A 25,593-nucleotide genomic window follows, 5' to 3' on the forward strand; every position below is an offset into this window, starting at 1 on the left:
TCAGCGACCCGATTCGCTTTGAATGGCGGCCTAACGATTCTGTTTGCGCCGCACCATACGGATACCCAGCACCAAACTAACTGCAGCGACGGCCAGCAAGCCCCCGCCTGCGATAGGCAAAGCGGTACCCAGTTGTAGACCCAGTACGGCACCCAACGCATTGCCCAGAGTGATGCCCAATGGCGTACCCAACACCGTAACGCCTCCTGCCAGCGCCATGTTTGCCATTACAAACGACAGGGTACCAAGGATCAGTTTATTCAGCTTCACGATGCTCTCCCCGTTTGTGCAACCAGTTCGACGCCTCAATGCGCATGAATCCTGCGGAACGACAGGTGCGACTGATCCGGCGTTAACGGACGGCAAATGCTGCATGCACTCTTTGTGCCAGGATAATTTATTCCTTATGAATCAGCCTCTTACGGCCAATGCACCGGCAAACTCCGCATCGATTGTCAAATTTTTCGACATTGGGGATTCGGGGCCTCACGGATTTTTCCGCCGCAAGCAGCCCACAGATTACTGCCTGCTGGGGTTTTGGGGGAACGTTTCGGGGCACGATACGGGCGATCGTTGGATGGCTGCTGACAGTTCGGCAAAACGCAGAAATTGAACTTCCAGAAAGCTGCCGGTGGCGAACGTCCGCAGGCGCTGCATTGCTGAAGTGCATCCCGTTCCATCGCAGACCTGCAATCTACATGTCGGGTTCGGAGAACGTTGACCGCCGGGCCCAGACTGGTTGCTGACCTATACCCATTCGACCTGCTCGCTCCAAACCCGACATTGACTTCTGCACCCTGACCGTCGGCAATATAGCGGGAATTTCGAATACTCCGCCACCCGCACACGACCCCAAGCAGTCAATCGACTAGACGGTTCGACTGCGGGAGAGCGGTCGCTCAATGGGCGTCGATGTCAGGCGGCGCAGTTCACGGCAGTCGTACGGTCTCGCTGCCCTTGAGTTCTAGCGCCTCGACGATTCCCTGAATCTGCCGTACCTGCTCGACGCGAATGTGGTTGTAGATCAACTCCGTCCAGCCGATCGAGGCTCAAACGCGGTAGAAGATCGCGAGTTGTTCATGCGCTTGCTATTCCTCGCCGGGGCAGCCTAGCTGGATCATGAATCCTCGGTTCCTGTGAAATCGCCATGCGATAGTTCGATAGGCGTGCCGTGAGACGTGCGATGCTCGGCGTGATGCCAGGCTTCGCGGTAGCGCGTCTGCGTCTCTGCGCTCGCGATGCCTTTGCTTGCCACCAGGCTCTCGAGCGTGGCAAGCCAGTGCCGGTAGTAGGTCTCGCCGGTATCCGGATCGCCGGCAAGCCGCGCGCGCCTGATCTCTTCTGCCAGCGTTGCTGCCCATTCGCGCCAGGTGTAGAGGCCCTGCTGGTGCAAGACCAGCGCCAGAGCAAAAGCCTGCGCCTCCCATGGCTCTCGGAACACCGGGCCTTCCTGGTCACGGGGAACGCCTGGTACGGCCTCGGCGGCATCACGCGCTGCGGTTGGATCGACCTTCATTTCACGCTGATTCGAGGTAGGGCTCGAATGCCTCGATGGAGACGATGAGCGTGGCGTCGGTGTCCTTTCCCCAGAGCTCGCGGCCTTCGAAGACGACGGTGTAGAGCCACTGCGGGTCTTCTCCCGCGCCCATCACGACAGAGTCCGGGAAAACATGGCAACCTCGGATCGCCTCGATCGTTCCTTCATGGCCGCGTGCGTACCGCGGCAAGCGCGTGTGCGTGGGCGGGTTGATGTTCTTCGTGCGCACTCGCTCGCCCTGTTTGAACCTGGCCGGCTTCTTGGGCGGACGAGCGAAAGAGCCTCGGGTGAATGCGTGCTCGATGTCGTTCGTCGTCATGACCCGTTCGACGGGCTGGCCCGGATGCAGGGCGTGTCCTGCGGCGATTTCATCGGCGTCGATCAGCCCTCGCTCGACGGCGTTGCGCTCGATTCCCAATGCCCATCTTTCGTAGTAGGACGCCGACAGGTAGACCGCGGCAGGCAGCCGCTCCTGCGCGTCGCGAGACATGTCGATGTTCCAGGCGCGCGTGAAACGCATGGCCCGCTGCATCGCCAGCACGCGCTCCTCCCACTGCGCGTGGAACGGGGGTTCGTCAGCCTCGGGCTGGACCGTGCCGAAGCCTTGCATGCCCCCCATGTCATGAACTCCGCTCATGGCGATATCTCCTCGAGACGCCGGGGCAAGCCGGTGCCGATCATACAGTCACGGGTGACGAGTCGCGCCAGGCGCTCCTCGGGCCAGCCTTCGGTGCCGGCGGGGCGGGGTGGTACCACCAGGAAGCGGGTCTCCGCGGTCGAGTCCCAGACTCGGATCTGCGTGTTTTCTGGCAGGACGACACCGAAGTCGGCCAGCACGCCGCGCGGATCCAACACGGCACGCGAGCGATAAGCGGCCGATTTGTACCAGACCGGTGGCAGCCCGAGTACGTCCCATGGGTAGCACGAGCACAGCGTGCAGACGACCATGTTGTGATGCCCCGGCGTGTTCTCCACCGCGATCAGATGATCGCCCACATGACTGACGACGCCGAGCGAAGTGATCGCCTTTGTCGCGTCTGCCAGCAGCGCGGTCTTGAACTCAGGATCGACCCACGCCCGGGCGATCACTCTAGCTCCGATGTGAGGGCCGATCCTGGTCTGGTATCGCTCGACAATAAGGTCGAGGACAGCAGGGTCAACGTAGCCCTTCTCGATCAGAATTGTCTCGAGCGCGCGCACCCGCAGTTGGATCGGCGACAGTTCGGAGTGGTCGTGCTCGTCGGGGCTCATAGAGTACTCGGGTAAGACCGACTATTACAGTATAGACCGGCTGGTTCGGGATCGCGAGCCTTGAACTTCCTTCTCCGGCGAAAGGGAAACTGGAAACGTAACGAGCGCGCGGAAGGGTGCCGCGCCTAATGGCAGCTTCACCGGTGCGCGGGCCACTTGAGTGCGCTGTGATGAGCGGCGCAGCACTTCAACGGGGCTCTTCTGAGGAGCGGGCATTCGTGGACAGCCGTATCTGGCCGCTTGCTGGCCGACACGAACGACATCTGACCGGCAATCAAAAATCGCAGTAGGGCTTCCGTAAAGCAGACACTGACCAACGGCAGCTACCGCTGCGGAGCCGACATTTACCTTGGAGCACCGAAGGACTGCAACGGGCCCTAAGGCGTTTTTGATCCTCCTCCGAAGCCGACATTCAGTAGTCAACGCCAGCGACGTGGTCAGCGTCTATCGGAATAGTGCGCAATGATGGCCAGCATCTGCAGGCCGTGCCACAACATGGACGCCGGCAGCAGGGGCAAAAAAAAGCGCCAACAGGAAAACCTGTTGGCGCCAATGGCCGTGGCTGGCCCGCTCAAGGCGCTGTGGCGCGCCCTGGGTCTTACTCGCCCCAGCCGGAGTGCTTTTCGCAGATCTTGCTGATGGTCTTGCCTTTGGGGGTGTCCGAGAAGGTGGCCAGGCCGCCCTTGAAGTCATCCGGTGTTTCGTTCCACAGGCAGGTGCAGAAGGCCTGGGCGTTGGTCTGGCCCTTGACATTGCTCTTGTCGTTGCCGCCTTCCCACTTCTTGTTGGACGTCACCACGCACTGGGCGTATTGTTTGTCGCCAGCCGGTGGTTTGTTGTATTCGTCAGCGGCGATGGCCGAGGTGGCGGCGAAAGCCATCAATGCCGAAGCAATCAGGGAGGCGAACAATTTTGTCATGAGCAATACCAGGTGGGTGATTGAATAAAGAAGTTCCGTGTTTTTGCAAGTTTTGCAACAACATGAAACATACCGTCAAGAAGTGTAGGTGTTAAATCCCATTTCTCTTCTGGTCCTTAATCACCAGCCCAATCCAGGCGCAGCTTGCAGCTCCACAAGGCTCTGGTGTCGCCAAGGTTACCCACGCATCCTGTGTGTCAAGCTGTGGATAAGCGCAGGGAAAAGTTCGCAAAGCCACGCCAGCCGTGGCCTGCGACAGATTGCCTGCGAATTAAGCGGACACCGCCTGGCGGCCGGGATCAGCTTTTGCTGGCCATGCCCAGGCGTTCCATGGTGGCTTTTTCAGAGGCAAAGCTGTCGCGGGCAAACTTGGTGTACTGCTCGGTGTTCATATAAATCACCGACTGGTCGTACTTGTCGAAGGTGGCCAGCACGGCCGGATCGTCCAGGGTTTTCTTGAAGGCATAGTGCAGCGCGCGCACGACGGCGGGGTCCATGCCTTTGGGGCCGCACACGCCAAAAGGCGAGTCCGACACGGTCTGGTAACCCAGCTCATTCAGGGTGGGCACCGTGGCCCAGCGTTTGGTGCGTTTGCTGCCGTAGGTGGCCAGCAGGCGCAGCTTGCCGCTGTCCACATGCGGGGCCCAGCCGGTGGCGTCGCTGGCGCCCATCACGTGGCCACCCAGCACCGCTTGCATGTTGTCGGCATTGCCCTTGAAAGGCACATGCGTGAGCTTGATACCGGCGCGCTGGGCAAACTCTTCCACCGCCAGGTGCGGGCTGGTGCCGGTGCCGGTGGAGCCGTAGGAGAATTTTTCGGGGTTGGCCTTGGCGTAGGCCACCAGGTCCTGGATAGTTTTGATCGGCGAGTCGCTGGGCACCACCAAGCCAAAGGTGTAGCCGGTCAGGCAGGCGATCCAGGTGAAATCTTTCAAGGGGTCGTAAGCCACTTTTTGCATGTGCGGGATGCGAAACACGCCGTGCGGCAGTTGCGTCAGGGTGTAGCCATCGGGTTTGGCGCCCAGCATGTCGATGGCGCCCAGCATGCCGCCCGCGCCGGGTTTGTTTTCGACAATGATGGTCTGGCCCAGGGTTTTGCCGGCGCTGTCGGCCAGGGAGCGTATGACCGCGTCGGTGGAACCGCCGGCCGGCCAGGGGCAGATGTATTTGATGGGGCGCGAGGGAAAACTCTGGGCGCCGACCCAGGCCGGCAGTGCCAGGCTGGCGGCGGCTGCGGTGGTGCGGACAATAAAATCGCGGCGCTGGGTCATGGCAATGTCTCCGTGAAGGTGGACGGGGTCGGATGTGAGGCCCCAGCGTATAGACGCGTCGCTGCGGCGTCATCCGCGTTTACGCGAGGATGCCGTGAGACGCCGTTAGAATCAGCGACCCCGAACCGGGCGGCCTCCTGGCCGGCCTGTTTCGCCTATTTCTTCTGAGGGCGGCTGACTGCCCGCCTGCCTTCCCCCGATTCCCTCTTGACCCAAGTGACGCCTTCGTGACCGATATTGCCTCTTCCTCCCCCGACTTCCCCGCCGACTCGGACGCCCCCATCCAGCAGCCCCGCCTGTGGTGCGGCGACGGCTGGACGGCCAAAGTCCTCAAGAACGAAGACGACGACGGCTGGGCCGTGGCCATGATCAAGGACGGCGAACCCGAGCCTGCGCTGGTCGGGCCCTGGACCATGGGGCGCGACAAGAAAAATCCCAAACCACTGGACAACACGGCTTTCAGCACCTTGGTGAAGACCGCGTCGGAGTTTGTGCGCCGCCATGAGCAGCAGTTGCATGCCACCCTGCACCAAAGCGTGGAAGTGAGTTCGCGCGGCGCCCGTGTCACGGTCTGCCTGGACATCGTGCCGGATGAAGACAACCCTTATGCGACGCTAAGCGCACAGGACGAGACCGGTGAGCAACTGGCGCAGTGGCGTGTGTCGCCGGCCTTCAAGCTGAGCCGGACCAGTGCCACGGCCTGGGCCGACAACGATTTCCAAAAGCCGGTCTGAGCCATGCGCGTATTACCAGACGCCTGCGGCATTGACTTCGGAACCTCCAACTCCACGGCCGGCAGCGGTGTGGTCGGCGCCAGCGGGCAGGTGGCGCTGTTGTCGCTTGAAGACGGCAAGCCGACCTTGCCGTCGGTGGTGTTTTTTCACGCCGAAGATGCCCATGTGAGTTACGGCCGCGCCGCGCTGGCCGACTACCTGGCGGGTTACGAGGGGCGCTTGATGCGCTCGCTCAAAAGCTTGCTGGGCACCTCGCTGATTGACGAACAAACCGAAGTGGCCGGCCGCGCCTTGCCGTTTCGCGCGCTGCTGGCACAGTTCATCGGCGAGCTCAAGCGCCGCGCGGAAGCATCCGCCGGCCGTGAGTTCAGCCGCGCCGTGTTGGGGCGGCCGGTCTTTTTTGTGGATGGCGATGCCGAGGCCGACAAACAGGCGGAAAACACCCTGGCCGAGATCGCCCGCGGTGTTGGCCTGAGCGAGATTGCTTTTCAGTACGAGCCGATTGCCGCGGCTTTCGACTACGAGTCGCAAATCAGTCGCGAAGAGCTGGTGCTGGTGGTGGACATTGGCGGCGGTACCTCGGACTTTGCGCTGGTGCGCCTGGCGCCTGAACGTGCGGGCAGGGCGGAGCGGCGCGACGACATCCTGGCCAGCGGCGGTGTGCATATAGGCGGCACCGACTTCGACAAATACCTGAGCCTGGCCAGCGTGATGCCCATGCTGGGCCTGGGCAGCCAACTGAAAAGCGGGCTGGCCTTGCCCTCGGCCCAATATTTCAACCTGGCGACCTGGCACACCATCAACTTCGCCTACACCAAGAAGGCCTGGGCGCAGATCAGCGACCTGCACCGCGACGCGCAGGACAAAGACAAATTGGGGCGCCTGCAGAACCTGGTGAAAGAACGCGCCGGCCACTGGCTGGCGATGCAGGTCGAGGAAGCCAAGATCGCGTTGTCCGGCGCGGCCGAAACCCGCATGGACCTGGGCCGCATTGCGCCCGGCGAAACCTTGTTGTTGCAGCGGCCCGATTTTGATACGGCGATTGCCCCCTTGGTGGACACCGTGGCGCAAAACGTGGCCAGTCTGCTGCGTGACGCGGGCCTGCAGGCGGACGCTGTGGACACGGTGTTTTTTACCGGCGGCTCCAGCAGCGTGCCTTTGCTGCGCGAGCGCATTGCGGCGCTGCTGCCGCAGGCGCGGCGTGTCGAAGGTGATTTGTTCGGCAGCATTGGCGCCGGTCTGGCGCTGGATGCGCTACGCAAGTTCGGCTAGAACGCTGCTTGGTCATGGCAGGGCTTACCTGCATGCATACACGGTTTTTTTAATGGCGTCCGGGATGACCGGCACATGCCTGAGATGCCCAAACACACCAGCGGGCGGTAACCCGCTGGTGAATTTGCCTTGCAACACGTATCGGTAAATCCGCTTGCCAGAAAGAAGTATCGGCGTGCAGGCGGAGAAAGTGCTTCTGTATTTCTTCAGATAGGCAATCAATTAAGCAATAATTCCTTCAGTAACTTGTTTATGAAGGAAAGTTTGCCAAATGGATAAAACCGACCGAAAAATATTGCAGGTCTTGCAGGCCAACGCCCGCGCCAGCCTGCAGGAGATAGGGCAGGCCGTGGGCCTGAGCCACACGCCGTGCTGGAACCGCATCAAGAAGATGGAAGAGTCCGGTGTGATCGAGGGTTACACCGTGCGCATCAATGCCGCGGCGCTGGACTTGAGTGACACCGTGCTGGTGCAGGTCACGCTGGACAGCCACTCCGACAACACCCTGGAAAAGTTTGGCGAGACCCTGGCCAAAATCCCGGAAGTGATCGAGGCTTACCTGGTTTCCGGCGACTACGACTACTTGCTGCGCATTGCGGTCAGCGGCACCCGGGACTACGAACGCCTGCTGCGTGAGCGCCTCTACAAGATCAAGGGCATACGCCACAGCAAGTCCAGCTTTGTGCTGCGCACCTTGAAGAAGGCCGATTTGCCGCTGTTCCCGGCCTGAGCGCCTGGCGAAAAATCAAGGCGTCAGGCGGCGTGACCTGAGCACCGACAAACGCGCCTCGGTCAGCGCCACGCCCAAGCCGGCGAGGCAGATCAGCGCGATGCCGAGGCTGCTGATCTGCCCCGGCAACTGACCGAACACCAGCCAGCCCAAGGTGGCGGCGGCCACAATTTGCAAATAGCTGAAAGGCGCCAGCAGGCTGGCCGGGCTTTTCCGGAAGGCGGCAATCTGCAGCCAATGCCCGAGAAAACCGGTGAGGCCGGTGGAGAGCAGCAGCGCCCACTGCCAGGGCGACAGCTGCGGCATTTCCCAGAACCAGGGCAGGGCCAGCGTCAGCGCCACCGTGCCAAACAGGCCGCCGTAATAGTTGGTGGTCAGCGGATCGTCGTGGGCGACACGGCGCGTGGCGATCTGGAACAAGGCAAAGGTCAAGGCCGTCAACAGGCCCAGCACCACACCGACCGGGTCGAGCTGGGCGCCGGGCCGCACCACAATCAGCATCCCGGCAAAACCGGCCAGGACACCCAGCCAGCGGTGCAGGCGGTGCGGCTCATGCAGCAGCCAGGGTGCCATCGCCATCAGGAACAGCGGCGCCAGGAAGTTCATGGCCGTGGCTTCGGCCAGCGGCAGCCGGGCCAGCACCGAAAAAAACAGCACGGTGGTGGCAATCATCAACACGCCGCGAACCATCTGGCGCGCCAGCGACTGGGTTTTGAATATCGCCAGGCCGCGTGAAGGCAGGACCACGGCCGTCATCAGCGCGGTGTGCACGGAATAACGTACCCAGGACAACATCAGCACCGGGACGCCGGCCATGACCAGCCACTTGCCGGAAGCGTCCAGCGTCGAGAGCAGCCACAGGCCGGCGATGTGGAGAAGAATCCCGCTTTTGTTCATGGGTGTGTGCCAGCCATTGTTTGCATGCCTTGTATTGTCGGCTGTGGCGCGTGTTGCGGCGCGCTGGCCTGGGCTGCAGCTTGCTGAATGCTCCTCTTTGTATAAGAAATAGGCCTCCAGCCCTTGGTAGTTGTGCACTACATGCTCTCAAATAAATAGCGATCTGGGCTCTTGCAGGTTTGAGCGCTCAGATTCGCTCAGATTTCTCCGGCGAGGAATCCCTATGGTCACCCGCCCGGCGTGCCGTTATCGGAGCTGTGCCCCGCTTAAACCCGCAAGCAGATGACGCAGACCGCATGGCCTTTCTGGCGCGCGCTTTTGTTCATCCGCGCATCAACCTTTGAAATTGTCAGAATGAAAAAAATACACACGCCTCATCCGGCGTCAAACGCATGGGCACGCATTGGCCCAGAGCAAGCGATGTTCCGCCAAAGCCCCCGCAGGTCATTTGCTGAAAATCATCCAGTCGCTGACTCTGGCCATTCCCGGCCTGCTGCTCGCCAACCTGGCCCAGGCCGCCGTGAGCTGCGACCCCTCCGTAAATGTTGTCCTCTGGGATGGCGGCGGTGTGGGCGGTGCGAACTATTTCTGTACCGGCCCAGGAACGGCCGATCTGACGCTGAACGCCAACAGCAGCGTGGCTGTACAAAACGATGTTGTGATTGACGGCGGCACGGCCGCTCCCAATGGCCCCAGGCTGATCTGCACCTTGACCATCGCCGGAAACCGCAGCGGTAGCTTTTATGGTGTGCGAAATATGGGGGGGCCATCACCAACCTGGTGGTGACGGGGCAATTGCGTGCAACATCGCGAGGGCTTGAAAACGATGGATTTATTTCCCAGATCGACAATTCAGGCTTGATCGCAGTCACAGCTGCCAGTGTTTCCGCTTACGCCATCCGTAACACCGCTGGGGCCACGATAGGCACCATCCGAAACGTCAACGGCATCCTTTCTTCGGTCGGCGGGTACTCGATCCGCAACCTCGGCAACCTCACCACGCTGATCAACGGACAAGGCGGCAATGTCACGGCCCTGACCTATAGCGGAAAGCTGCCGGTGAACTACAGCATCGCTCTGGGCAGCACGGCGGCAAGTTATGGGCAAATGGCCGCGACCGGTGTCACGGCGTCCGCCAGCGGCCCGATGCGTTTCGGCATCGACAGCGGTGCGGTCCAGGCCAAGACCTATACCAGCGTGTTGTCCGGGATTTCAGCGCCCTTGCTCAACAGCGGCACCTTGACCGGCAAATACATGGGCCAAACCTGGCTATTGGTGCAGAACGGCGCGGGGATTTGGGACCTGCTGTTTCCTGACTTTGGCCAGCTCGGCATAGAGGTACCTGGCGCAGTCGGTCCCGTTTTTAGCGTGTACAAAGCGAGCGCCAGTTTGAGCAATAGCCCCAGTTACGGCGCGGCGCGTGCCATCGACGGCCATGCCAATCTGCAAGCCCTATTTACGGGGCTGGTTGGTGACCAGGCCGTCTCCAACGCCGTCTCCCAGACTTTGCCGCTGCTCACGGGTGGCTCCATGGTGTCGGCCAATGCGGCGCTGACGGGGGTGAACGGCGTGGTGCAGGCTCGCATTGAGGCCAGCCGTGGTTTGTCCTCCGGCGACGAGCAGGTCAGCGGCAAACATTTCTGGATCAAGCCTTTTGGCTCCTGGGCCAGGCAGGGCGATGTCAGCGGCGTGTCGGGCTACAAGGCGAGCACCTCCGGCCTGGCCGCCGGCCTGGACGACACCTTCTCCGACAAAACCCGGCTGGGCCTGGCGTTTGCCTATGCCAACAGCGGTGTCGACAGCAACTCGGCCACGGTCCCGCAGCGTAGCTCGGTGGATGTCTACCAGTTCATCGCTTACGGCAGCCACAGCCTGGACGAGACCACCAACCTGAATTTCCAGGTGGATGCGGGCCTGAACAGGAACAATGCCCGCCGCACGATTGGCTTCATGTCCAGCGTGGCCAGCGCCAACTACAGCAGCGTCTCCACCCACGCCGGCGTGGGGCTGGGCCAGGTGTTTCAGCTGTCCGACAAGACGGTGTTCACGCCATCCGTGCGTGCCGACTACACCTGGATCAAGGATAGCGCGTACGAAGAAAGTGGCGCCGGCCTGCTGAATCTGGCCGTGGGCAAACGCAGCAGCGATCAGATGATTTTGGCCGTCGACGGCAAGCTGAGCCACCAGCTCAATTCCAGCACGGCGCTGACGGCTAATGCGGGTGTGGGTTATGACGCCTTGAACAGGCAAAGCAGCATCACGGCGGCGTTTGCGGGCGCACCCGGCGCTTCGTTTGTGACTTATGGCCTGACGCAAGACCCCTGGATCGGTCGTGTCGGGGCCGGGTTGGTGCAAAAGCTCAGCAGCGGCGTGGAACTCACGGCGCGTTACGATGCCGAGTTTCGCAACCACTTTTTGAACCAGACCGCGTCGCTCAAGCTGCGCTGGAACTTCTGACACCGTGAAACGCATCCTTCCCCTGGCCTTGTGTGTCTGGCTGCTGGCCGCGTGTAGCAGCGTGCCGGCGCCACAGTTGCGAAGTCAGCGTGCTGATACGTTGGCCGTAAGCAGGGGGTGGTTGCCGTCAACGGTCAACGCGGGCAGGTTCCGGCTGATGCGTTACCTGCCGTCAAGCTATGTCGCCGACGAGCATCTGACGGTGTATATCGAGGGCGATGGCCTGGCCTGGATCAATGGCCAGCAGCCGTCGTCGGACCCCACGCCCAACAACCCGCTGGCCTTGCGCCTGGCGCTGGCCCATCCCCAGGGCAACGCCGCTTATCTGGGCCGCCCCTGTCAGTATGTGGGGGCTGATAGCGCCGGCTGCGCCGAACGCTACTGGACACACCGGCGTTTTGCGCCCGAGGTGATTGAGGCTTCCGGCCAGGCGCTGGACGGTGTGAAGCAGCAGTTTGGCGCGAGGAAAATCACGCTGGTGGGTTATTCCGGCGGCGCCGCCGTGGCGCTGCTGCTGGCGGCACGCCGCTCAGATATTGCGCAAGTGATCACCGTCGCGGGCAATCTGGACCATCACGCGTGGACGCAGAAGATGAAGATAGAAGCGCTGGCCGGTTCGCTCAACCCTGCGGATGCCATCGCTCAACTGCAACACATTCCGCAAACGCATTTTGCAGGTGATGCGGACAAAACCATCCCTCCGTCACTGAGCATCGACTTTGCCCAACGGTTTCCTTTGGACAACAGGCCGGCTGTCATCGTCAAACCCGGCTATGGCCACGAATGCTGCTGGGCCGACCACTGGCCGCAACTGCTGAGTGAGGTCGATGTACACCTGGGTCAAGCCGCCGTTTCAAAAGAACGCTGATGCCAGCGAGGGCGCCAGGCCAGGCAAAAAAGGCCGCAGACATGCACCTACACTTGGGCTGAAAAATTCAATAACAAACACAACATGAATATGCGCCCTCAACCGGTCTTTGTGCCTTGTTCCTCCCTATCACTACGGCTGAGCAGCCTGCTTGCCGCGAGGAGTTTCAGATGAACTTTGCGACTGATCTTTCAACGGTCACACACGGCATACAGCTGGCTGTGGCACCGGTGTTTCTTCTGACGGCGGTCGCCGGCATGATTGGTGCCGTGGCGGGCCGGCTGGCACGCATCATCGATCGTGCCCGTTTCCTGGAAAACCGGCTGGAGGACGGCGGCGTGGCGCCGCCACGTGCCCTCAAGATGTACGCCGAACTGCGGGCGCTCAGGCACCGCGGATGGCTGGTCAACAGCTGCCTGGCCTTGCTGACGTTTTGCGCCATGCTGATTGGCGTCACCATTATTTTGCTGTTTCTGGGCGAGACCGCCGAGTTGCCGATTCTGAAAATCGCGACCATCTCCTTTTTGTCGGGTGTGGTGTGTTTTTCTTGCGGCGCTGGTCTGCTTTCTGGCTGAAACCATGCTGGCCACACGCTTGCTCCGGTTTGCCGAGTTGCCTGCCAAAGAAAGCTGATTCTGTATAAAAATGGGCTGTAGCCGGTGCCTGATAAGCGCAAGCAGCTATTAAAGGCATAGCAAAAGCATGATCCCAGCCAGCACCGATCCCCGCGCCAGCAAGGCTTTGCGCAGCTTTGCCGCTGCCGGCGCGCTGATAGGGTGGGCCATGCTGCTGTTGCAACTCTGGCTGACGGTAGCGCTGGTGATGGCGCAGGGGCGCAGTCCGGCAATGGCCCTGGTGTTGTACTTCGGTTATTTCACAATCCTGACCAACCTGCTGGCCGCACTGGTGCTGTCGGCCTTTGGCGCCGGCCCCGGGTTTGCGGGCTACCGGCTGGCAACCAGCCCGGTGGCGATGACGGCGGTGGCGGGCTGCATCACGATTGTGGGCGCGGTGTACTTTTTGATCCTGCGTCACTTGTGGCAACCGCAGGGCGCGCAGTTTCTGGCCGATGCCACGCTGCATTACCTGATGCCCCTGCTGTTCGTGCTCTTCTGGGCCTGGGCCGCGCCGGCACGCGCCGTGCACTGGTCGGATGTGCCAGGGTTGCTGGTGTACCCGCTGGCCTATCTGGTGTATGTGTTTGTGCGCGGCGAGATCGTCGGTTTGTATCCCTACGATTTTGTCGATGTCTTCAAACTCGGCTACCGCACCGCGCTGCTGAACGCCGTGGGCCTGCTGCTCGCTTACGGTTTTGTCGTGGCATGCTTTGTCGGGCTGAAAGCCGCACTGTCAGGCCGCGGGCGTTAAAGCAAGCCGCTCTTCTTGCTATCGTTTCAATAGCTTCTTGCGGCCATGCCACGCCGGCTAGGGGCCTGTTTTATGCACAAACAGGGCTCAAGTGCCGCGCCGGGACGGCAGTGTGGCCTCTACCGCCGGCAAGTCCACCATCACCGGCTGACCCGGTGTGGTGCAGCCGGTGTCGCAGCATTTGCCGGGCTGGCGGTTCTTTGTAATCGCACGGTCTGGGTCGTGCGCCACGCCGCGCTCCAGGATGCGCTCCACGAGTTCGACCTTGCTGCCCACCGGGTAGTTGCGGTAAATCTCCTGCTTCATCGCTGCGGGCGAGCCACCGCCGTGCAGGCTGATCACGCTGTACCAACCGCCCTGGTAACCGGCCGTCAGGTCTTCGATGAAGCGTGCCGTTTCAATGCGCTGCTCATAAGGCACATCGGGGTTGGCGCGTAACACTTCCGAGAGTTTGGCGCCGGTCTCGGGGTTGTGGTCTTCGTCGGGGCCGGGCAGGGTGACGATCAGGCCGCCGCTGACGTAGTGGGCAATGCGGTGCATGTCGTAAATCTTGGTCGCCAGCAGCAACTTGCCGATGTTGGAAAACACCGGGTCGGGCATGAAGGTCTGGCTGTGCTCGTCGGGCTTGCCGTAGACGCTGGCCGCCACGCCGCAGGCGTAAAAACTTTCGGTGATGGTGATGAGTTCCACCATCTGCTCGCGCAAATGTGTTTCCCTGGCCGGGTCAAAACCATTGGCTTCGCACATCAGCGCACCGGCGCCAATCAGCAGGTCACCAAAACCGGCCCGCGCGCCTATGCAGGTGTGGCGGTGGTGTGTGGCGTAGCTGTAGGTCAGGTGGCCGGAGTGTTCCCATTCACCCGCGTAAAACACGTTGTCCCAGGGCACCAACACCTTGTCGAACATCACCACGCCCGTGCTCTGGCCGTATTTGCGGCTGAACAGGGCGGCGCCGTGTTCGACCTTTTCACCGGGCCGGCCCGCCGGGCGCGCAACGATGGTGATGCCGGGCGCGTCCACCGGCACGGCGCAGCAGACGGCAAAGTCGGCGTCTTCCTTGCCCATGTTGCGGCAGGGCATGACCAGCAACTCGTGCATATAGGGCGCGCCGGTCACGATGGCCTTGGTGCCGCTGATAACGATGCCTTTGGCGTTGCGCTCGACCACATGTACATAGCTGTCGACATCGGCCTGCTCATGCGGCCGGCGGCTGCGGTCGCCCTTGGCGTCCGTCATGGCGATGCCCAGGGTCAGGTCCTGGTCCTGCACGCGGTGCAGGTAGTTCAAAAAACGTGCGGTGTTTTCGGTTGTGCCGCGTGCGTCATCGATGCGGCTTGATACCTGGCCAATCGCGTTGAGCGCGTCATGTGTCAGGTAACGTTGGGCGCAGCCGGTTTCCTGGCAGACCAGGCGCACCGCTTCGAGTTTGTTGAGCAGGTCGCCGCTGCTGGTGTTGATATGGGTGAGGCGGTTCACCCGCTTGCCGCTGGTGTGCTGCAGCGCCGTCATGATGGGCGCGTACTGGGCTTTGAGGGCGTAATCGTAGGTCAGCGCAATGGCATTGATGCCCGGGCCAAAACCACGCTCGTCCACCACGTTATCGACCAGCCGACCATCGAGGAACACACGTGGTTTGTAGCGGCGCAGCGACTCGCGAAAGTCGTCGCCGGACATCAGTGTGGCGGCTGGGGCGGGTGCATTCATGGGGGTGTCTCCGAGTTTGTTTTGGCCATTCTAGTGACAAATTAAACAGTGTTCAATCCATTGTTTTGGTGTTCAAAGCCAACCAGATTGCCCGGGTTTTGGGGGTATATTCATCCGATGCAAGCCAGACTAGCCCGCCAACAAGCCATGAATGATTCGCGCCGGGCGCTGATGCTCGACGCCGCCCGCTCGGTGTTTGAGCGGTTGGGGATCGAGGGCGCCAGCATCCGTGAAATCGCCAAACAGGCCGGTTACACACCGGGCGCGATTTACTCCTATTTTGAAAACAAGGAGGCGATTTACGGCGCGCTGCTGGCCGAGTCGCTGGAACGCCTGAATGCGGTGGTTGATGCGGCGGGTCTGGACGCCGCCAGCCCGGCCGATCTGCTGGAGGCCAAGGCCAGCGCCTGGTTTGGTTTTTACGCCGCCAACCCGCGCGACCTGGACCTGGGTTTTTACCTGGTGCAGGGCATGCAGCCGCGCGGCCTGACGGCAGAGCTGAATTACCAATTGAACGACCGTCTGCACGATGCCTTGCGCCCCTGCGAAATGGCCTTGCAAGCCATGGGGCTGAATGCCGAAGACGCCTTGCGCGAAAATACCTCCTTGTTTGCCCACGGCGTGGGTTTGCTGCTGATGCAGCACACCGGCCGTATCCGCATGTTCGGGCAGGACGCCACCATGCTGTTTGACATCTATGTGATCGGCCTGGTGGAGCGCTTGCAGCGATGAACGCCCCGGGCCTTGATCAATTTTTCCAACCTTCAGAATTTCAGGAATAACCATGTTGCTTGACGCCGATGACTCCCAACTCGTATTGGTGGACTACCAGGTTCGCCTGATGCCCGCCATTTTTGAAAATGAACTCATTGTTGCCAACGCCTTGCGCCTGGCCCGCATGGCCCAGTTGCTGGCGCTGCCGGTCTGGGGCACGGTGCAAAACCCCGAGGGCCTGGGCCCCAATACGCCAGAGATCCAGGCCGCCATTGAAGCGGCCGGCGGCAAAACGCTGAGCAAGATGCATTTCAACGCGGTGGACGAAGGTCTGGGCGACTGGTTGCGCCCGCCGGCGCGCAAACCCACGCAAGGTGGCAATGCCCGCAGCCTGCCCAAACACCTGCAACGCGCCGCGCCGGCCGAAGAAGAAGGCCGCCGCACCATCGTCATCGCCGGCTGCGAAGCCCATGTCTGCCTGCTGCAGACCGCGTTAGGTTTGCTGGAAGAAGAGTTCGACGTCTGGGTCGTCACCGACGCCTGCAGCTCACGCACCGAACGCAACCGCGACGCCGCCTTCGATCGCCTGGCCGGTGCCGGTGCCGAACTGGTGACCACCGAGATGGTCGCGTTTGAGTGGCTGCGCACGGCCGAACATCCGGACTTTGATGCCGTGCTGCGTTTGGTGAAGTAGTGCGCAGAGAAAGACGCAGGCCCCAAGGTTCAAGAGAAAAGGGACTTTGGCCCTTATGCAGCGTGCGCAGATAGCTATAAAAAAGAGAGCATAAAAGAAGCCGCAGATGCAGGAGCTTCAAGCCGCAGATGCAGGAGCTTCAAGCCAGCAGCGCATCCAGCGGGCTGGCCGTGCCGCCTGCGGCGACCTTGAGTACATGGGTGTAGATCATGGTGGTACTCACGTCAGAGTGGCCCAACAACTCCTGCACCGTGCGGATATCGGTGCCCGACTGCAGGAGATGGGTGGCAAAGCTGTGGCGCAGCGTGTGTACCGATACCGGCTTGACGATGCCGGCCCGCACCACTGCCTGCTTCAGGCTGCGCTGCAAACGCTCTTCGTACAGATGATGGCGGCGCTCAATGCCGCTGCGCGGGTCGGTTGACAGCGTGGGTGAAGGAAACATCCAGAACCAACCCCAGGTTTGTCCCAGTCTGGGGTATTTCACGCTCAATGCGTCGGGCACTTGCACGCCGACGCGTTGTGCCTGACGGTCGGCTTCCCAGGTGGCACGAGCGGCAAGCATTTGCAGCCGCAGCGCGGGCGCCAGGGAGCATGGCAGCATCACGACCCGGTCCTTGTTTCCCTTCGCTTCACGCACGATGATCACGTGGCGGTCAAAGTCGACATCCTTGATGCGCAAACGCATGCCTTCCATCAGCCGCATGCCCGTGCCGTACAACAAGCGGGCCAGTAAGGCCGGCTCTCCATCCAGAACGGCTAGCAACCCGGCAACTTCATTTTTGGTCAGCACTGAAGGAATCCTTCGGGCGCGGGTGGGCCGGTTGATGTTGTCGAGCCAGGGCAGGTTGACGCCAAGCACCTCCCGGTACAAAAACAGCAGCGCGCTTAAAGCCTGGTTATGCGTGGATGCTGAAACCTTGCGTTCTGTGGCCAGCATAGTTAGAAAGTCTTCAAGCTCTTTGGCCCCCATGTCGCGCGGATGCTTCAAGCCATGCCAACGGATGAAAAAACGCACCCAGTACACATAGAGCTTCTCGGTGCTGAGGCTATAGTGCAAATATCGAATCCGCTCCCTGACCTGGTCGAGCAAGCGGATTGATTGCAGCGGAGGGGTGCCGGGTTTCATAAGGGCATTTATACCTGTATAAAAATACAGTATATTTGCCTGCAGTCCAATAAACAAGAGGATTTCGGGAGATTTCTATGTCCAGGTTAAACCGCAGTTGCCAAGTTAAACCGCAGGTTTTGCGGTCTAAATTACGTTGGACCGCACTATGAGCCACTTCCCGGAGCTCGAGACTCAGAATCTCCTTTTGCGGGAGATCGCTGACACTGATGCTGAAGATCTTTTGAGCATTCATGGCGACGCCCAGCACATGAAGTGGTTTGGATCAGATCCCTTAACAGACATCGAGGGGGCGAGAAGACTGATCCAGACGTTTGCGAAATGGCGTGAGGAACCTGCGTCCGGCACTCGCTGGGGCATACAGCTAAGAAGCGTCCCCGGCCTGATTGGAACTTGCGGCCTGTTCCGCTGGAACCGAAACTGGAGAATGTGCGTGGTGGGCTATGAAATTTCCCCACTGCACCAGGGCCGCGGCTATATGAGTGAGGCTCTAGCTGCGGTTCTTGCTTGGGGATTCAGGGAGATGGAGTTGAACCGAGTAGAAGCAAATGTGCATCCCGACAACCGAGCGTCCTTAGCCTTGCTTAGGAGGCTCGGTTTTGTGGAGGAAGGGTGCCTACGAGAAGTTGGCTATTGGGCCGGGTCACATCATGACTTGATGCTGCACTCACTCTTGAAGCGGGAGTGGAGGAGCGGCGGTGCGGTCTAACAGGTCGTTCGACGCGGACACGCACCGGCAAGGCGCCGCAAGACGTATGCTCCCGCGCACGGCTTGCGGCGCCTTGCCGGTGCGTGCCGGTCAACTCCGACGTTAGGCATCATTCACTGCCATGAAAATCTACGGATACATGAATCAGGGCTGGGAGCCACAGCATGTTGTGCCAGAGCAGCTCGCGGAGATCACCCTATGTGCGACGCCCAGCGAACTCCGGCGAATGGGCGAATTCCTGGCCTCTTGCGCCGCTGAAATGGAGCGCATGGGCGATACCTACGACCACGTTCACCTGGGTGACAGAATGAAAGAATTCGACGGTGCATCGCCGCATTTTGTGGTCGCCAAGGCCGAGGTGTCGTGATGCCTAACCCTTCCTTCAAGCGGACGCCTGACGTCGCCGCTTAAGTCAAACGTTAAATGGCAAACTCACAAGGTCAAACTCTGCCGCGATTTCGGTTTCGCGTTAGTACGGCGCTCATGTGCTTCGGCTTAGTGTTCTTGCCCTGGTCCGCATACTTCTTAGACCGCCCCAGCTTTCTTGACAATAGTGGGTTTGCTGCAGCAACCTTCAATTTCATCGTCTATCATTTTTCCGGTCAGTTTTTGTTTTTCGGTTTTATCGTGGCTTTGGGTTCGCTGTGTTGGTTTGCATACAAGCGATATTGGCGGGCAGTAGTTCAACATCTTCTGGAAATGGTGGTGTGTGTTGGTGCGGTCATTCTTCTTCCAGCCTACTAAGCCATTTAACAGGTCGGCCAAGAGGCGACCGCCTACGGCGTCGCCTTGCCTTCGACGTTAGGCGTCATCGATGCGAGATCGTCATGGAAATCTGGTGGACGTCGGGGATATCGTCCGAGTTTTGGAGATAGCCCCCGAAATTATCGAATCACTTGCAGACGATGAGCGACCACACATTCAATCGATGCTCAACGAAGAGTACGAGATCGACGACCTACCGGAGGAAGGCAAGGTCAGTGTCTCCATTTCGTGGGAGGAACGCGAAGGACACACCGCGCACGGAGGTCTGTACCTGCTCTCGCATGAATTCGAGCTTGTGCGCAAAGGAGGGACGGATGGCGCCTAACTTGTCAGTCAACCCGGACGCCCAAACGCGTCCGGCCGCTGCGCGGTCACCTTGGGTGGGCGCCGGTTACTTCCAACGTTAGGCCTCACCATGCGACGCCCTGCCTCTTCACAGCTATGGGGATTCCTCATCTTCGTGGTTGCCTTACTGCTCGCATTTTATGGACGCGGGAGGGAGGGCGATGCAGAGGCTTTTCGCCTTTCCGGTGTTGTCTTCCTCCTTGTCTCTGTTGGTTTGACTTTCACTAAACGCATTCCGGTGTACGCTGGCCCGAAACTCGTCGGTGTCCTCGAAGGCTGGCGCAAGCTGTACGTCCTGGTACCTAGCTACTCCATCGCCGCAGTCATTTGTGCGTTCCCGCAGCAAGTAGCATGCGCGTTAGATTTTCGGAGTTACGTTTGTGTTTAGGCCTAACAGGTCGTTCGACGCGGACATGCAGCGGCAGGGCGCCGCGAGCCGTGTAGGTGAACGTACGTCTCGCGGCGCCCTGCCGCTGCGTGCCGGTCAACTCCGACGTTGGACCGCACTATGAGCCACTTCCCGGAGCTCGAGACTCAGAATCTCCTTTTGCGGGAGATCGCTGACACTGATGCTGAAGATCTTTTGAGCATTCATGGCGACGCCCAGCACATGAAGTGGTTTGGATCAGATCCCTTAACAGACATCGAGGGGGCGAGAAGACTGATCCAGACGTTTGCGAAATGGCGTGAGGAACCTGCGTCCGGCACTCGCTGGGGCATACAGCTAAGAAGCGTCCCCGGCCTGATTGGAACTTGCGGCCTGTTCCGCTGGAACCGAAACTGGAGAATGTGCGTGGTGGGCTATGAAATTTCCCCACTGCACCAGGGCCGCGGCTATATGAGTGAGGCTCTAGCTGCGGTTCTTGCTTGGGGATTCAGGGAGATGGAGTTGAACCGAGTAGAAGCAAATGTGCATCCCGACAACCGAGCGTCCTTAGCCTTGCTTAGGAGGCTCGGTTTTGTGGAGGAAGGGTGCCTACGAGAAGTTGGCTATTGGGCCGGGTCACATCATGACTTGATGCTGCACTCACTCTTGAAGCGGGAGTGGAGGAGCGGCGGTGCGGTCTAACAGGTCGTTCGACGCGGACACGCACCGGCAAGGCGCCGCAAGACGTATGCTCCCGCGCACGGCTTGCGGCGCCTTGCCGGTGCGTGCCGGTCAACTCCGACGTTAAACGTCAATGTCAGCGTCCCTCCGTTTTTGGCTCGCAGTGTCTTTGGCGGCATTCGGCAGCCTGGGTGTGTACGTTGGATCAATTGCGAACGCGGTGGCACTCGGCAGCACGCTTGGCTATGTAGCCATCTTTCCTGGCATCGCGTTCATCGGTGTCGCACCGCTGCCCGTCAAGACAGTTCCGCTTCAGATGTGGCGGTCCGTTGTCCTAGGAGCACTGAGGTATTTCTCCTTGCCGGTCTTTCTGCTCGGCACCGTTATGGTCGCGCCCGCCGTGGTAGACCATTTCGGCGCAAGAGCCGGGCAGGTCCATGGGATTTACCTTGCTACTTTTCTGACCGTTGCTGGTCTGTTGGCCATCACGTGGCCCGAGCTACTGTCTCTTGTTCAATGGAGTCGTCGTGGGCGTCGAATTGATGTTTAACAGGGCGCCCAAGGCGGACGCCTTCGGCGCCGTTTGTCTTCGGCGTTAAGCGTCCGCTTTCTTTAGCTGTCACCGGCTGGTATTGGCCGCATTCTGCCTCAGCTCATGATTAGCTCAAGGCCCGAAGCGGTCATTGCATTAAAGACAAAGTTTCCAGCTTTGGCAGCAGCCATGGCTCATGCCCATCAATGGAATAGAAGTCCAATTGCGTAAGCATGCCGCCGTCAGCCATGAGAACGACGCCAACCAAGCCATTCGAAATATCAGTGCCTTGCATAGATACGAGGTCAACCTCTTTCGCTCCATGAGTATGGCGTCGAAAGAATATCGTCGGACAATTCCCGCAGCCACAGCGCCCTACAACCATGAGCTGCTTCAACTGGTCTCGGAACGCAGAGGGGAGGTCAACTGCCATACGCTTTACCAACGCAAATTCCTGCTCTGTTAAGGCGCGCTCGGGCACATCTAAATAATAAGAAGATTGAGTCAACTTTTCACGCGTCATGGAACTTAAGTTTTATAGCCAGCCGAATGTCCTCTTCTGGCCGCATCCTGCCGAACGTGGTACGACTGGCCCCGTACCATTAGCGATACCTTCGACCTGCAGGGGTAGAACAAACGTGCCTTCCTGTTCGGCATCCGCAATAAATGTCTTCATATGTTCGAATGTCGGCTTCTGGCCGAATGTCGTCATGTTAGCTGTTGCAGGCTGGGCCTGACGCGGACAGTGAAACTAACCCGATAACCGGCTTGTCCCGTCAGGACAGTAGCGAACGCTGCTTCTGCAGCAGTGGCAGCACAAGGTGAAAGTTCAACACCAAATCGCGCTCCGACATGACCGGTAGCGGAAAGCGCACTTGGAATACACCCAATCGCCCTTCAGCGGGGCCGGAGATTCGAAGAATGTCGGGGCCATCTGACTCCCACGCTATACCGGCTTGCCAGCCTATAGGGTCAACTGCAACGAGGTCGCCACTCTTCTTTGGCCAAGGTCCTGGCCAAGGTATGCCGATATACCCAAGCGTCCACCCATCGAGCTCCGACCCTGGGATGACATTTTCTGAGTTGTAGGTGTTCTTATCTTGGGCGTGCATATATCGATGTGGTTGGACGACCGCCTTGAGCGTCCGCTTCTGGCCGGAAGTACTCGATGTACATAATTACTTCTTGCTGCTTCTCCGTGTGAATCGAAAGACTACGCCGAGTGCCAGCACGGCCAAGATGCCTCCAAGAATGAATTTCCCGACGAAAACCGCAACGGCGGCTCCGGAAATTAATCCGAATCCAATGGCGCCGTCCAGCAGTTGTAGCGCCCCTTCAAATTTCCGACTTGCGGCTCTATTCTTGCCCATCAATATCCCCCTGCGGAATGCCCGTTTCTGGCCGATTTACGTCATGGTACCCGCCGCTGGAGTGAGCCAATAGCAGACATGATTAAGCGTTGACCACAACTGAAATGCGCGACGGCCACTTCATGTCATCGACCCAAATCGAAATGCGAGTGCACTGCGTAAGTCCATCTAGGCGTTCGAGCGAGGTACCTCCCGAAGTCTCCACGGCGATGGAACATCCGGGAGTCTGAACTTCCCCTTCAAAAGCACAACTGAGTCCTTCGGAGACGACGCTATCAAGCGTGACTTCAGTCTCCCCGTCCACGTCCGCCTGTGTTCCCACACTGACGCAACTATCGGTGTGCGATACCAAGTTTTCGTATTCCGGAATCGCTAGCTTCTTGTTGCTTGGGTCAAGAACAAAGAGGATAGCGTTGGGTACCGCGAGTTTCATATTGGTTAATGTCCGCTTTTGGCCGGAAGCGACCTACGAGGGTTGCACCATGGACGCCTTGTGTCGGCCAGACGCGGACTTTCAAAGTAAAGCAAAGGAGCATGATGTTGAAGCGGCATTTCGCTATTGGATTTCTAGCTGGACTGCTGGTGCCCGCACTACTTATAGTGCTGTCCATTGCGACCAAGTATGTCAGTGAGTCAATGCTTGAAGCCATCCTGGTGTATCCAGGATTTCTTCCGTTTGCCTCTAGCGATCCAGAGATTGAAATGTCATGGCTTTCTACAGCATTGGCATTTATATTAAATGGCTTCTTCTATGGCTCAATCGCCGTGGTTTTTGGGGTGGTCGGGCGCAAGTCGCTTTGGCACTCTTCAAACGGAAAATAATATGCGGGGTCCTGTTACCCATAGGCGGTCATTGTCATGATGACTATCGGCCAGAAGCGGACCTTAAATCGAACTTATGAAACGTCCCCTCGCTATTGCCATACTCGTTGGCACTATTGCATTTACTGGTGTTTGGAGCGCGGCTTGGTGGTCTACTGATGCGCAAAGGGCAAAATCCTTCCTACTCTCAGCCTCAAGCGAATACAGTAACCCAATACTCACTAGCTTTCGGATCGGCGCAGATCGATCTCGGTTTCGCTATTGGCTTTCTACTCCGACGGGCCGTAAATTTATTCAAGTTGTCGTAGATAAGAAAAATGACCAAGTCGCTCTAGAGGAGTAATGACTGATTTGGATCGGCCCAGCGGCAGTTGCCATGACGCAAATCGGCCAACAGCGGTCATTCCACCAAACACCCCAATTAACATGTTCAGTTGGTTAAATAAGCAAGGCGTTAGCAGTAGCGAGGGCTTTGTGGTCCGAAGCGTCGGCCGGTTCTCCATTGAATATAGAGAGGGTGCGCAGGTCGTGACCGTCGCAGTGGAGCCGGGAAGCTTCGGCGGAGGACCGTCGGTCAGCATAGAGCCTGACGCGTTCTCTCGCTGGGACAATCTGCGGTTAACCAATTCGGCCACCAAACAAACCCAAATGCGTGAGAACTTCGTTGCAGCGATGAAGTTTCAGGGCATCTCCGTCGAGCCTTAAGAAAAAGGCAGAATACGGCCAGAAGCGGTCGCCCAACCATACGGTCCAATTTGCAGTCCCCCTCATTTCCTACGGCGGCAAAGCCGGTCACCTTAGTGCTCCTCCCCGGCATGGATGGAACTGGTATTCTCTTCGAGCCGTTTGTGGCATCGCTGGGGGATAAATGCTCAGTTAGCGTTGTGTCCTATCCGCCTTCAGGTGGCTTGCAGACCTATGCTGGCTTACAAGACTTAGCTGCTTGGGCTTTGCCGCATGAGGGCCCGGTGGTCTTGCTGGGCGAATCGTTCTCTGGACCAATAGCTATCTCGTTAGCAGCCGCCAACCCGCAGCGTGTCGTGGGCGTTGTTCTGTGCTGCACGTTCGTTCGCAACCCAAGACCAGGCCTGCGCTGGCTCAGAGGCTTGGCTTCAATGCCGTCACCTCTTCCACCATCGCCAATCGTTAGCGCGATGCTCCTTGGCCGGTTCGCGACGCCAAGACTGCGCCAAATACTGCGTGATGCACTGGTCAACGTAAAGCCGGAGGTACTGCGGGCGAGGCTCCGAGCGGTAATTTCTGTCGATGTGCGGGCTCAGGCGCGCGCCCTCAAAGTCCCGGTTTTATACATGAAGGCGACAGGCGACCGTTTAGTGCCATCGTCTGCTGTTGCGGAGGTAGCGCAACATTGTCGGGACATGACAATTCAATCGTTTGACGCTCCACATTGCCTCCTGCAGGTAGCTCCAGAAGAGACTGCAAAGGCGGTGGCGGTTTTCATCGAGAAGGTGACGGAATCGTGAGGCAGAATACGGCCACAACCGGCCATTCACGAATTCCCCACAAAGCTGCCGCTCACCCCAGTTTTCGGGTTGACGCCCCGTGGCGCGAAAGCTACGATGCTGCGGGGTTTCTCGCTATTTTTAATAGAGCAAATTATTTAAGTGGGATAGGCGTCAATGCCAGTTTTTGTGCCTAAAGTTGCCACGTTATACCGCAGTACTTTGCGGCCTATATTACGTTATCTCTCATGAAGTGCTACCGTCGTGGACCAATTCCTGAGTGGAAGCCTGAACAGATTTTGCGCACAAGCTGGAAGCGCCTCCCCCGTGAGGAGTTAGCTCGCTATCTGCGTCGGGTTTTGGTGGCCGAGCGAAAGTGCATTGATGGTTATTATCCCCGCCGCATGAGGCTTCTCGTTAAATGGCGGCGCCTTATGGTCGCGTCTCTTTTTCAAAAGCTTGGTGGCAATATTAGTCCACTTGTATTAACGCAACCTCATGCGAGGTGCTGGTCCTCGAACAGCTCAACGCCACCGAACGTCCCGCAGCGATATTCATGGCCAGGAGTCTTCGACTTAGTTCCTCTCGGCAAGGAAAGCGATGAGGGATAACATGCCATTCGAGCGGACCGCCTACGGCGTCCGCTCAACTTCACGTTAACCATCAAGCCAGACCATGCTGAAGCGCAGTGCTTTTGCTCTTTTGTTCGTAGTCGTCATAGGCATGGTCCTATGGGGCGGCGATGTTCTTGGTGACCGGAAATACCGAGCAGACGTGATTGCTGCGGCGCCGCTTTACTCCCTTCCACCGCACGAATACCCTAGCTCCAATCCACTTGTTTCAACCTTGCGACCAGGCGAGCACTTGCGAGTTCTTCGAGTACGCTATGGCAAAGACTTTGAGGCGCTCAAAGTGGAAACAAAGGATGGGCATGTTGGGTGGGTCATCGGCGGTGAAGGTATCAAGGTTGCTTCCCGTGGATAGGAGCTTGATG

Annotated in this window: 28 protein-coding genes and 1 pseudogene; 18 read left to right on the top strand and 11 right to left on the bottom strand. The window is 59.2% G+C overall.

Translation table 11 applies throughout. From position 1 onward, the window contains the following. Positions 1 to 30 precede the first annotated feature (30 nt). The 6 genes from ACHMXK_RS10185 to ACHMXK_RS10210 all read right to left on the bottom strand — a co-directional run bounded on the left by ACHMXK_RS10185 (position 31) and on the right by ACHMXK_RS10210 (position 4,978). On the bottom strand, positions 31 to 270 hold the full coding sequence (locus ACHMXK_RS10185; RefSeq protein ID WP_397439956.1) for a hypothetical protein: 240 nt from the start codon (positions 268 to 270) through the stop codon (positions 31 to 33). An 847-nt stretch (positions 271 to 1,117) separates the two neighbouring features. Then, positions 1,118 to 1,516, bottom strand: a complete 399-nt coding sequence (locus ACHMXK_RS10190) for a nitrile hydratase accessory protein (RefSeq protein WP_397439958.1) — start codon at positions 1,514 to 1,516, stop codon at positions 1,118 to 1,120. Between the two features lies 1 nt (position 1,517). Next, entirely contained in the window at positions 1,518 to 2,174 is a 657-nt protein-coding gene (nthB, locus tag ACHMXK_RS10195; RefSeq protein WP_397439960.1) for a nitrile hydratase subunit beta, read from the bottom strand. After that, the gene (gene nthA / locus ACHMXK_RS10200; protein ID WP_397439962.1) at positions 2,171 to 2,788 is read right to left on the bottom strand and encodes a nitrile hydratase subunit alpha; all 618 of its coding nucleotides are present in this window, start codon (positions 2,786 to 2,788) and stop codon (positions 2,171 to 2,173) included. The genes nthB and nthA overlap by 4 nt, the downstream gene beginning before the upstream one ends. Before the next feature lie 598 nt (positions 2,789 to 3,386). Then, the gene (locus ACHMXK_RS10205; RefSeq protein WP_397439964.1) at positions 3,387 to 3,707 is read right to left on the bottom strand and encodes a hypothetical protein; all 321 of its coding nucleotides are present in this window, start codon (positions 3,705 to 3,707) and stop codon (positions 3,387 to 3,389) included. Between the two features lie 299 nt (positions 3,708 to 4,006). Next, positions 4,007 to 4,978 (bottom strand): tripartite tricarboxylate transporter substrate binding protein, encoded by a 972-nt coding sequence (locus tag ACHMXK_RS10210; RefSeq protein ID WP_397439966.1) that lies wholly within the window; start codon positions 4,976 to 4,978, stop codon positions 4,007 to 4,009. A 227-nt stretch (positions 4,979 to 5,205) separates the two neighbouring features. Here ACHMXK_RS10210 and ACHMXK_RS10215 point away from each other — a divergent pair, with 227 nt between their 5' ends. The 3 genes from ACHMXK_RS10215 to ACHMXK_RS10225 all read left to right on the top strand — a co-directional run bounded on the left by ACHMXK_RS10215 (position 5,206) and on the right by ACHMXK_RS10225 (position 7,714). After that, positions 5,206 to 5,712 (top strand): hypothetical protein, encoded by a 507-nt coding sequence (locus tag ACHMXK_RS10215; RefSeq protein ID WP_397439968.1) that lies wholly within the window; start codon positions 5,206 to 5,208, stop codon positions 5,710 to 5,712. 3 nt (positions 5,713 to 5,715) lie between these two features. Beyond that, entirely contained in the window at positions 5,716 to 6,984 is a 1,269-nt protein-coding gene (locus ACHMXK_RS10220) for an Hsp70 family protein (RefSeq protein ID WP_397439969.1), read from the top strand. A gap of 271 nt (positions 6,985 to 7,255) precedes the next feature. After that, positions 7,256 to 7,714, top strand: coding sequence for an Lrp/AsnC family transcriptional regulator (locus ACHMXK_RS10225; protein ID WP_397439971.1), 459 nt, complete (start codon positions 7,256 to 7,258; stop codon positions 7,712 to 7,714). Between the two features lie 15 nt (positions 7,715 to 7,729). Here ACHMXK_RS10225 and ACHMXK_RS10230 read toward each other — a convergent pair whose 3' ends face one another. Next, positions 7,730 to 8,611 carry a DMT family transporter gene (locus ACHMXK_RS10230; RefSeq protein WP_397439973.1) on the bottom strand — a complete coding sequence of 294 codons (882 nt, stop codon included), beginning with the start codon at positions 8,609 to 8,611 and terminating at the stop codon, positions 7,730 to 7,732. 448 nt (positions 8,612 to 9,059) lie between these two features. Here ACHMXK_RS10230 and ACHMXK_RS10235 point away from each other — a divergent pair, with 448 nt between their 5' ends. The 5 genes and pseudogenes from ACHMXK_RS10235 (at position 9,060) to ACHMXK_RS10255 (ending at position 13,304) form a co-directional block, all read left to right on the top strand. Next, positions 9,060 to 9,398, top strand: a complete 339-nt coding sequence (locus tag ACHMXK_RS10235; protein ID WP_397439975.1) for a hypothetical protein — start codon at positions 9,060 to 9,062, stop codon at positions 9,396 to 9,398. 71 nt (positions 9,399 to 9,469) lie between these two features. Further along, positions 9,470 to 11,068, top strand: a complete 1,599-nt coding sequence (locus ACHMXK_RS10240) for an autotransporter outer membrane beta-barrel domain-containing protein (RefSeq protein ID WP_397439976.1) — start codon at positions 9,470 to 9,472, stop codon at positions 11,066 to 11,068. A 4-nt stretch (positions 11,069 to 11,072) separates the two neighbouring features. Next, the gene (locus ACHMXK_RS10245; RefSeq protein WP_397439978.1) at positions 11,073 to 11,936 is read left to right on the top strand and encodes an alpha/beta hydrolase; all 864 of its coding nucleotides are present in this window, start codon (positions 11,073 to 11,075) and stop codon (positions 11,934 to 11,936) included. A gap of 170 nt (positions 11,937 to 12,106) precedes the next feature. After that, positions 12,107 to 12,569: pseudogene (locus tag ACHMXK_RS10250) on the top strand (DUF2721 domain-containing protein). A gap of 69 nt (positions 12,570 to 12,638) precedes the next feature. Continuing rightward, positions 12,639 to 13,304 carry a Pr6Pr family membrane protein gene (locus ACHMXK_RS10255; RefSeq protein WP_397439980.1) on the top strand — a complete coding sequence of 222 codons (666 nt, stop codon included), beginning with the start codon at positions 12,639 to 12,641 and terminating at the stop codon, positions 13,302 to 13,304. 87 nt (positions 13,305 to 13,391) lie between these two features. On the opposite strand, the gene ACHMXK_RS10260 is transcribed toward ACHMXK_RS10255, so the two are convergent. After that, on the bottom strand, positions 13,392 to 15,008 hold the full coding sequence (locus tag ACHMXK_RS10260) for a 4-hydroxyphenylacetate 3-hydroxylase family protein (RefSeq protein WP_397439982.1): 1,617 nt from the start codon (positions 15,006 to 15,008) through the stop codon (positions 13,392 to 13,394). 147 nt (positions 15,009 to 15,155) lie between these two features. Here ACHMXK_RS10260 and ACHMXK_RS10265 point away from each other — a divergent pair, with 147 nt between their 5' ends. Further along, complete coding sequence (locus ACHMXK_RS10265; RefSeq protein WP_397439984.1) at positions 15,156 to 15,740, top strand: TetR/AcrR family transcriptional regulator; 585 nt, start codon at positions 15,156 to 15,158, stop codon at positions 15,738 to 15,740. Positions 15,741 to 15,792: 52 nt separating this feature from the next. Then, positions 15,793 to 16,416: an isochorismatase family protein gene (locus tag ACHMXK_RS10270; RefSeq protein ID WP_397439986.1), complete on the top strand. Its 624-nt coding sequence runs from the start codon at positions 15,793 to 15,795 to the stop codon at positions 16,414 to 16,416. A gap of 139 nt (positions 16,417 to 16,555) precedes the next feature. Here ACHMXK_RS10270 and ACHMXK_RS10275 read toward each other — a convergent pair whose 3' ends face one another. After that, positions 16,556 to 17,545, bottom strand: coding sequence for an integron integrase (locus tag ACHMXK_RS10275; RefSeq protein WP_397439988.1), 990 nt, complete (start codon positions 17,543 to 17,545; stop codon positions 16,556 to 16,558). A 148-nt stretch (positions 17,546 to 17,693) separates the two neighbouring features. Between ACHMXK_RS10275 and ACHMXK_RS10280 the strand changes: the two genes are divergently transcribed. Both ACHMXK_RS10280 and ACHMXK_RS10285 read left to right on the top strand, forming a co-directional pair. Continuing rightward, on the top strand, positions 17,694 to 18,254 hold the full coding sequence (locus ACHMXK_RS10280) for a GNAT family N-acetyltransferase (RefSeq protein WP_397439990.1): 561 nt from the start codon (positions 17,694 to 17,696) through the stop codon (positions 18,252 to 18,254). 121 nt (positions 18,255 to 18,375) lie between these two features. Continuing rightward, positions 18,376 to 18,621: a hypothetical protein gene (locus ACHMXK_RS10285; RefSeq protein WP_397439992.1), complete on the top strand. Its 246-nt coding sequence runs from the start codon at positions 18,376 to 18,378 to the stop codon at positions 18,619 to 18,621. Between the two features lie 158 nt (positions 18,622 to 18,779). Here the strand turns inward: ACHMXK_RS10285 and ACHMXK_RS10290 are convergent, their stop codons facing one another. Further along, entirely contained in the window at positions 18,780 to 19,019 is a 240-nt protein-coding gene (locus tag ACHMXK_RS10290; protein ID WP_397439994.1) for a hypothetical protein, read from the bottom strand. 49 nt (positions 19,020 to 19,068) lie between these two features. Here ACHMXK_RS10290 and ACHMXK_RS10295 point away from each other — a divergent pair, with 49 nt between their 5' ends. Both ACHMXK_RS10295 and ACHMXK_RS10300 read left to right on the top strand, forming a co-directional pair. Continuing rightward, complete coding sequence (locus ACHMXK_RS10295) at positions 19,069 to 19,344, top strand: hypothetical protein (RefSeq protein ID WP_397439996.1); 276 nt, start codon at positions 19,069 to 19,071, stop codon at positions 19,342 to 19,344. 528 nt (positions 19,345 to 19,872) lie between these two features. Continuing rightward, positions 19,873 to 20,433: a GNAT family N-acetyltransferase gene (locus ACHMXK_RS10300; RefSeq protein WP_397439990.1), complete on the top strand. Its 561-nt coding sequence runs from the start codon at positions 19,873 to 19,875 to the stop codon at positions 20,431 to 20,433. A 659-nt stretch (positions 20,434 to 21,092) separates the two neighbouring features. On the opposite strand, the gene ACHMXK_RS10305 is transcribed toward ACHMXK_RS10300, so the two are convergent. Next, a complete protein-coding gene (locus tag ACHMXK_RS10305; RefSeq protein WP_397439998.1) occupies positions 21,093 to 21,467 on the bottom strand; it encodes a hypothetical protein in 375 nt (124 codons plus the stop codon). 1,387 nt (positions 21,468 to 22,854) lie between these two features. Between ACHMXK_RS10305 and ACHMXK_RS10310 the strand changes: the two genes are divergently transcribed. The 4 genes from ACHMXK_RS10310 to ACHMXK_RS10325 all read left to right on the top strand — a co-directional run bounded on the left by ACHMXK_RS10310 (position 22,855) and on the right by ACHMXK_RS10325 (position 25,583). Next, complete coding sequence (locus ACHMXK_RS10310; protein ID WP_397440000.1) at positions 22,855 to 23,136, top strand: hypothetical protein; 282 nt, start codon at positions 22,855 to 22,857, stop codon at positions 23,134 to 23,136. Between the two features lie 342 nt (positions 23,137 to 23,478). Continuing rightward, positions 23,479 to 23,841, top strand: coding sequence for a hypothetical protein (locus tag ACHMXK_RS10315; RefSeq protein ID WP_397440001.1), 363 nt, complete (start codon positions 23,479 to 23,481; stop codon positions 23,839 to 23,841). 95 nt (positions 23,842 to 23,936) lie between these two features. Then, on the top strand, positions 23,937 to 24,620 hold the full coding sequence (locus ACHMXK_RS10320; protein WP_397442498.1) for an alpha/beta fold hydrolase: 684 nt from the start codon (positions 23,937 to 23,939) through the stop codon (positions 24,618 to 24,620). Positions 24,621 to 25,274: 654 nt separating this feature from the next. Further along, a complete protein-coding gene (locus ACHMXK_RS10325; protein ID WP_397440003.1) occupies positions 25,275 to 25,583 on the top strand; it encodes a hypothetical protein in 309 nt (102 codons plus the stop codon). The last annotated feature ends 10 nt before the right edge of the window (positions 25,584 to 25,593 follow it).

This window comes from Polaromonas sp. UC242_47 (assembly GCF_044452385.1).
Lineage (GTDB): Bacteria > Pseudomonadota > Gammaproteobacteria > Burkholderiales > Burkholderiaceae_C > Polaromonas.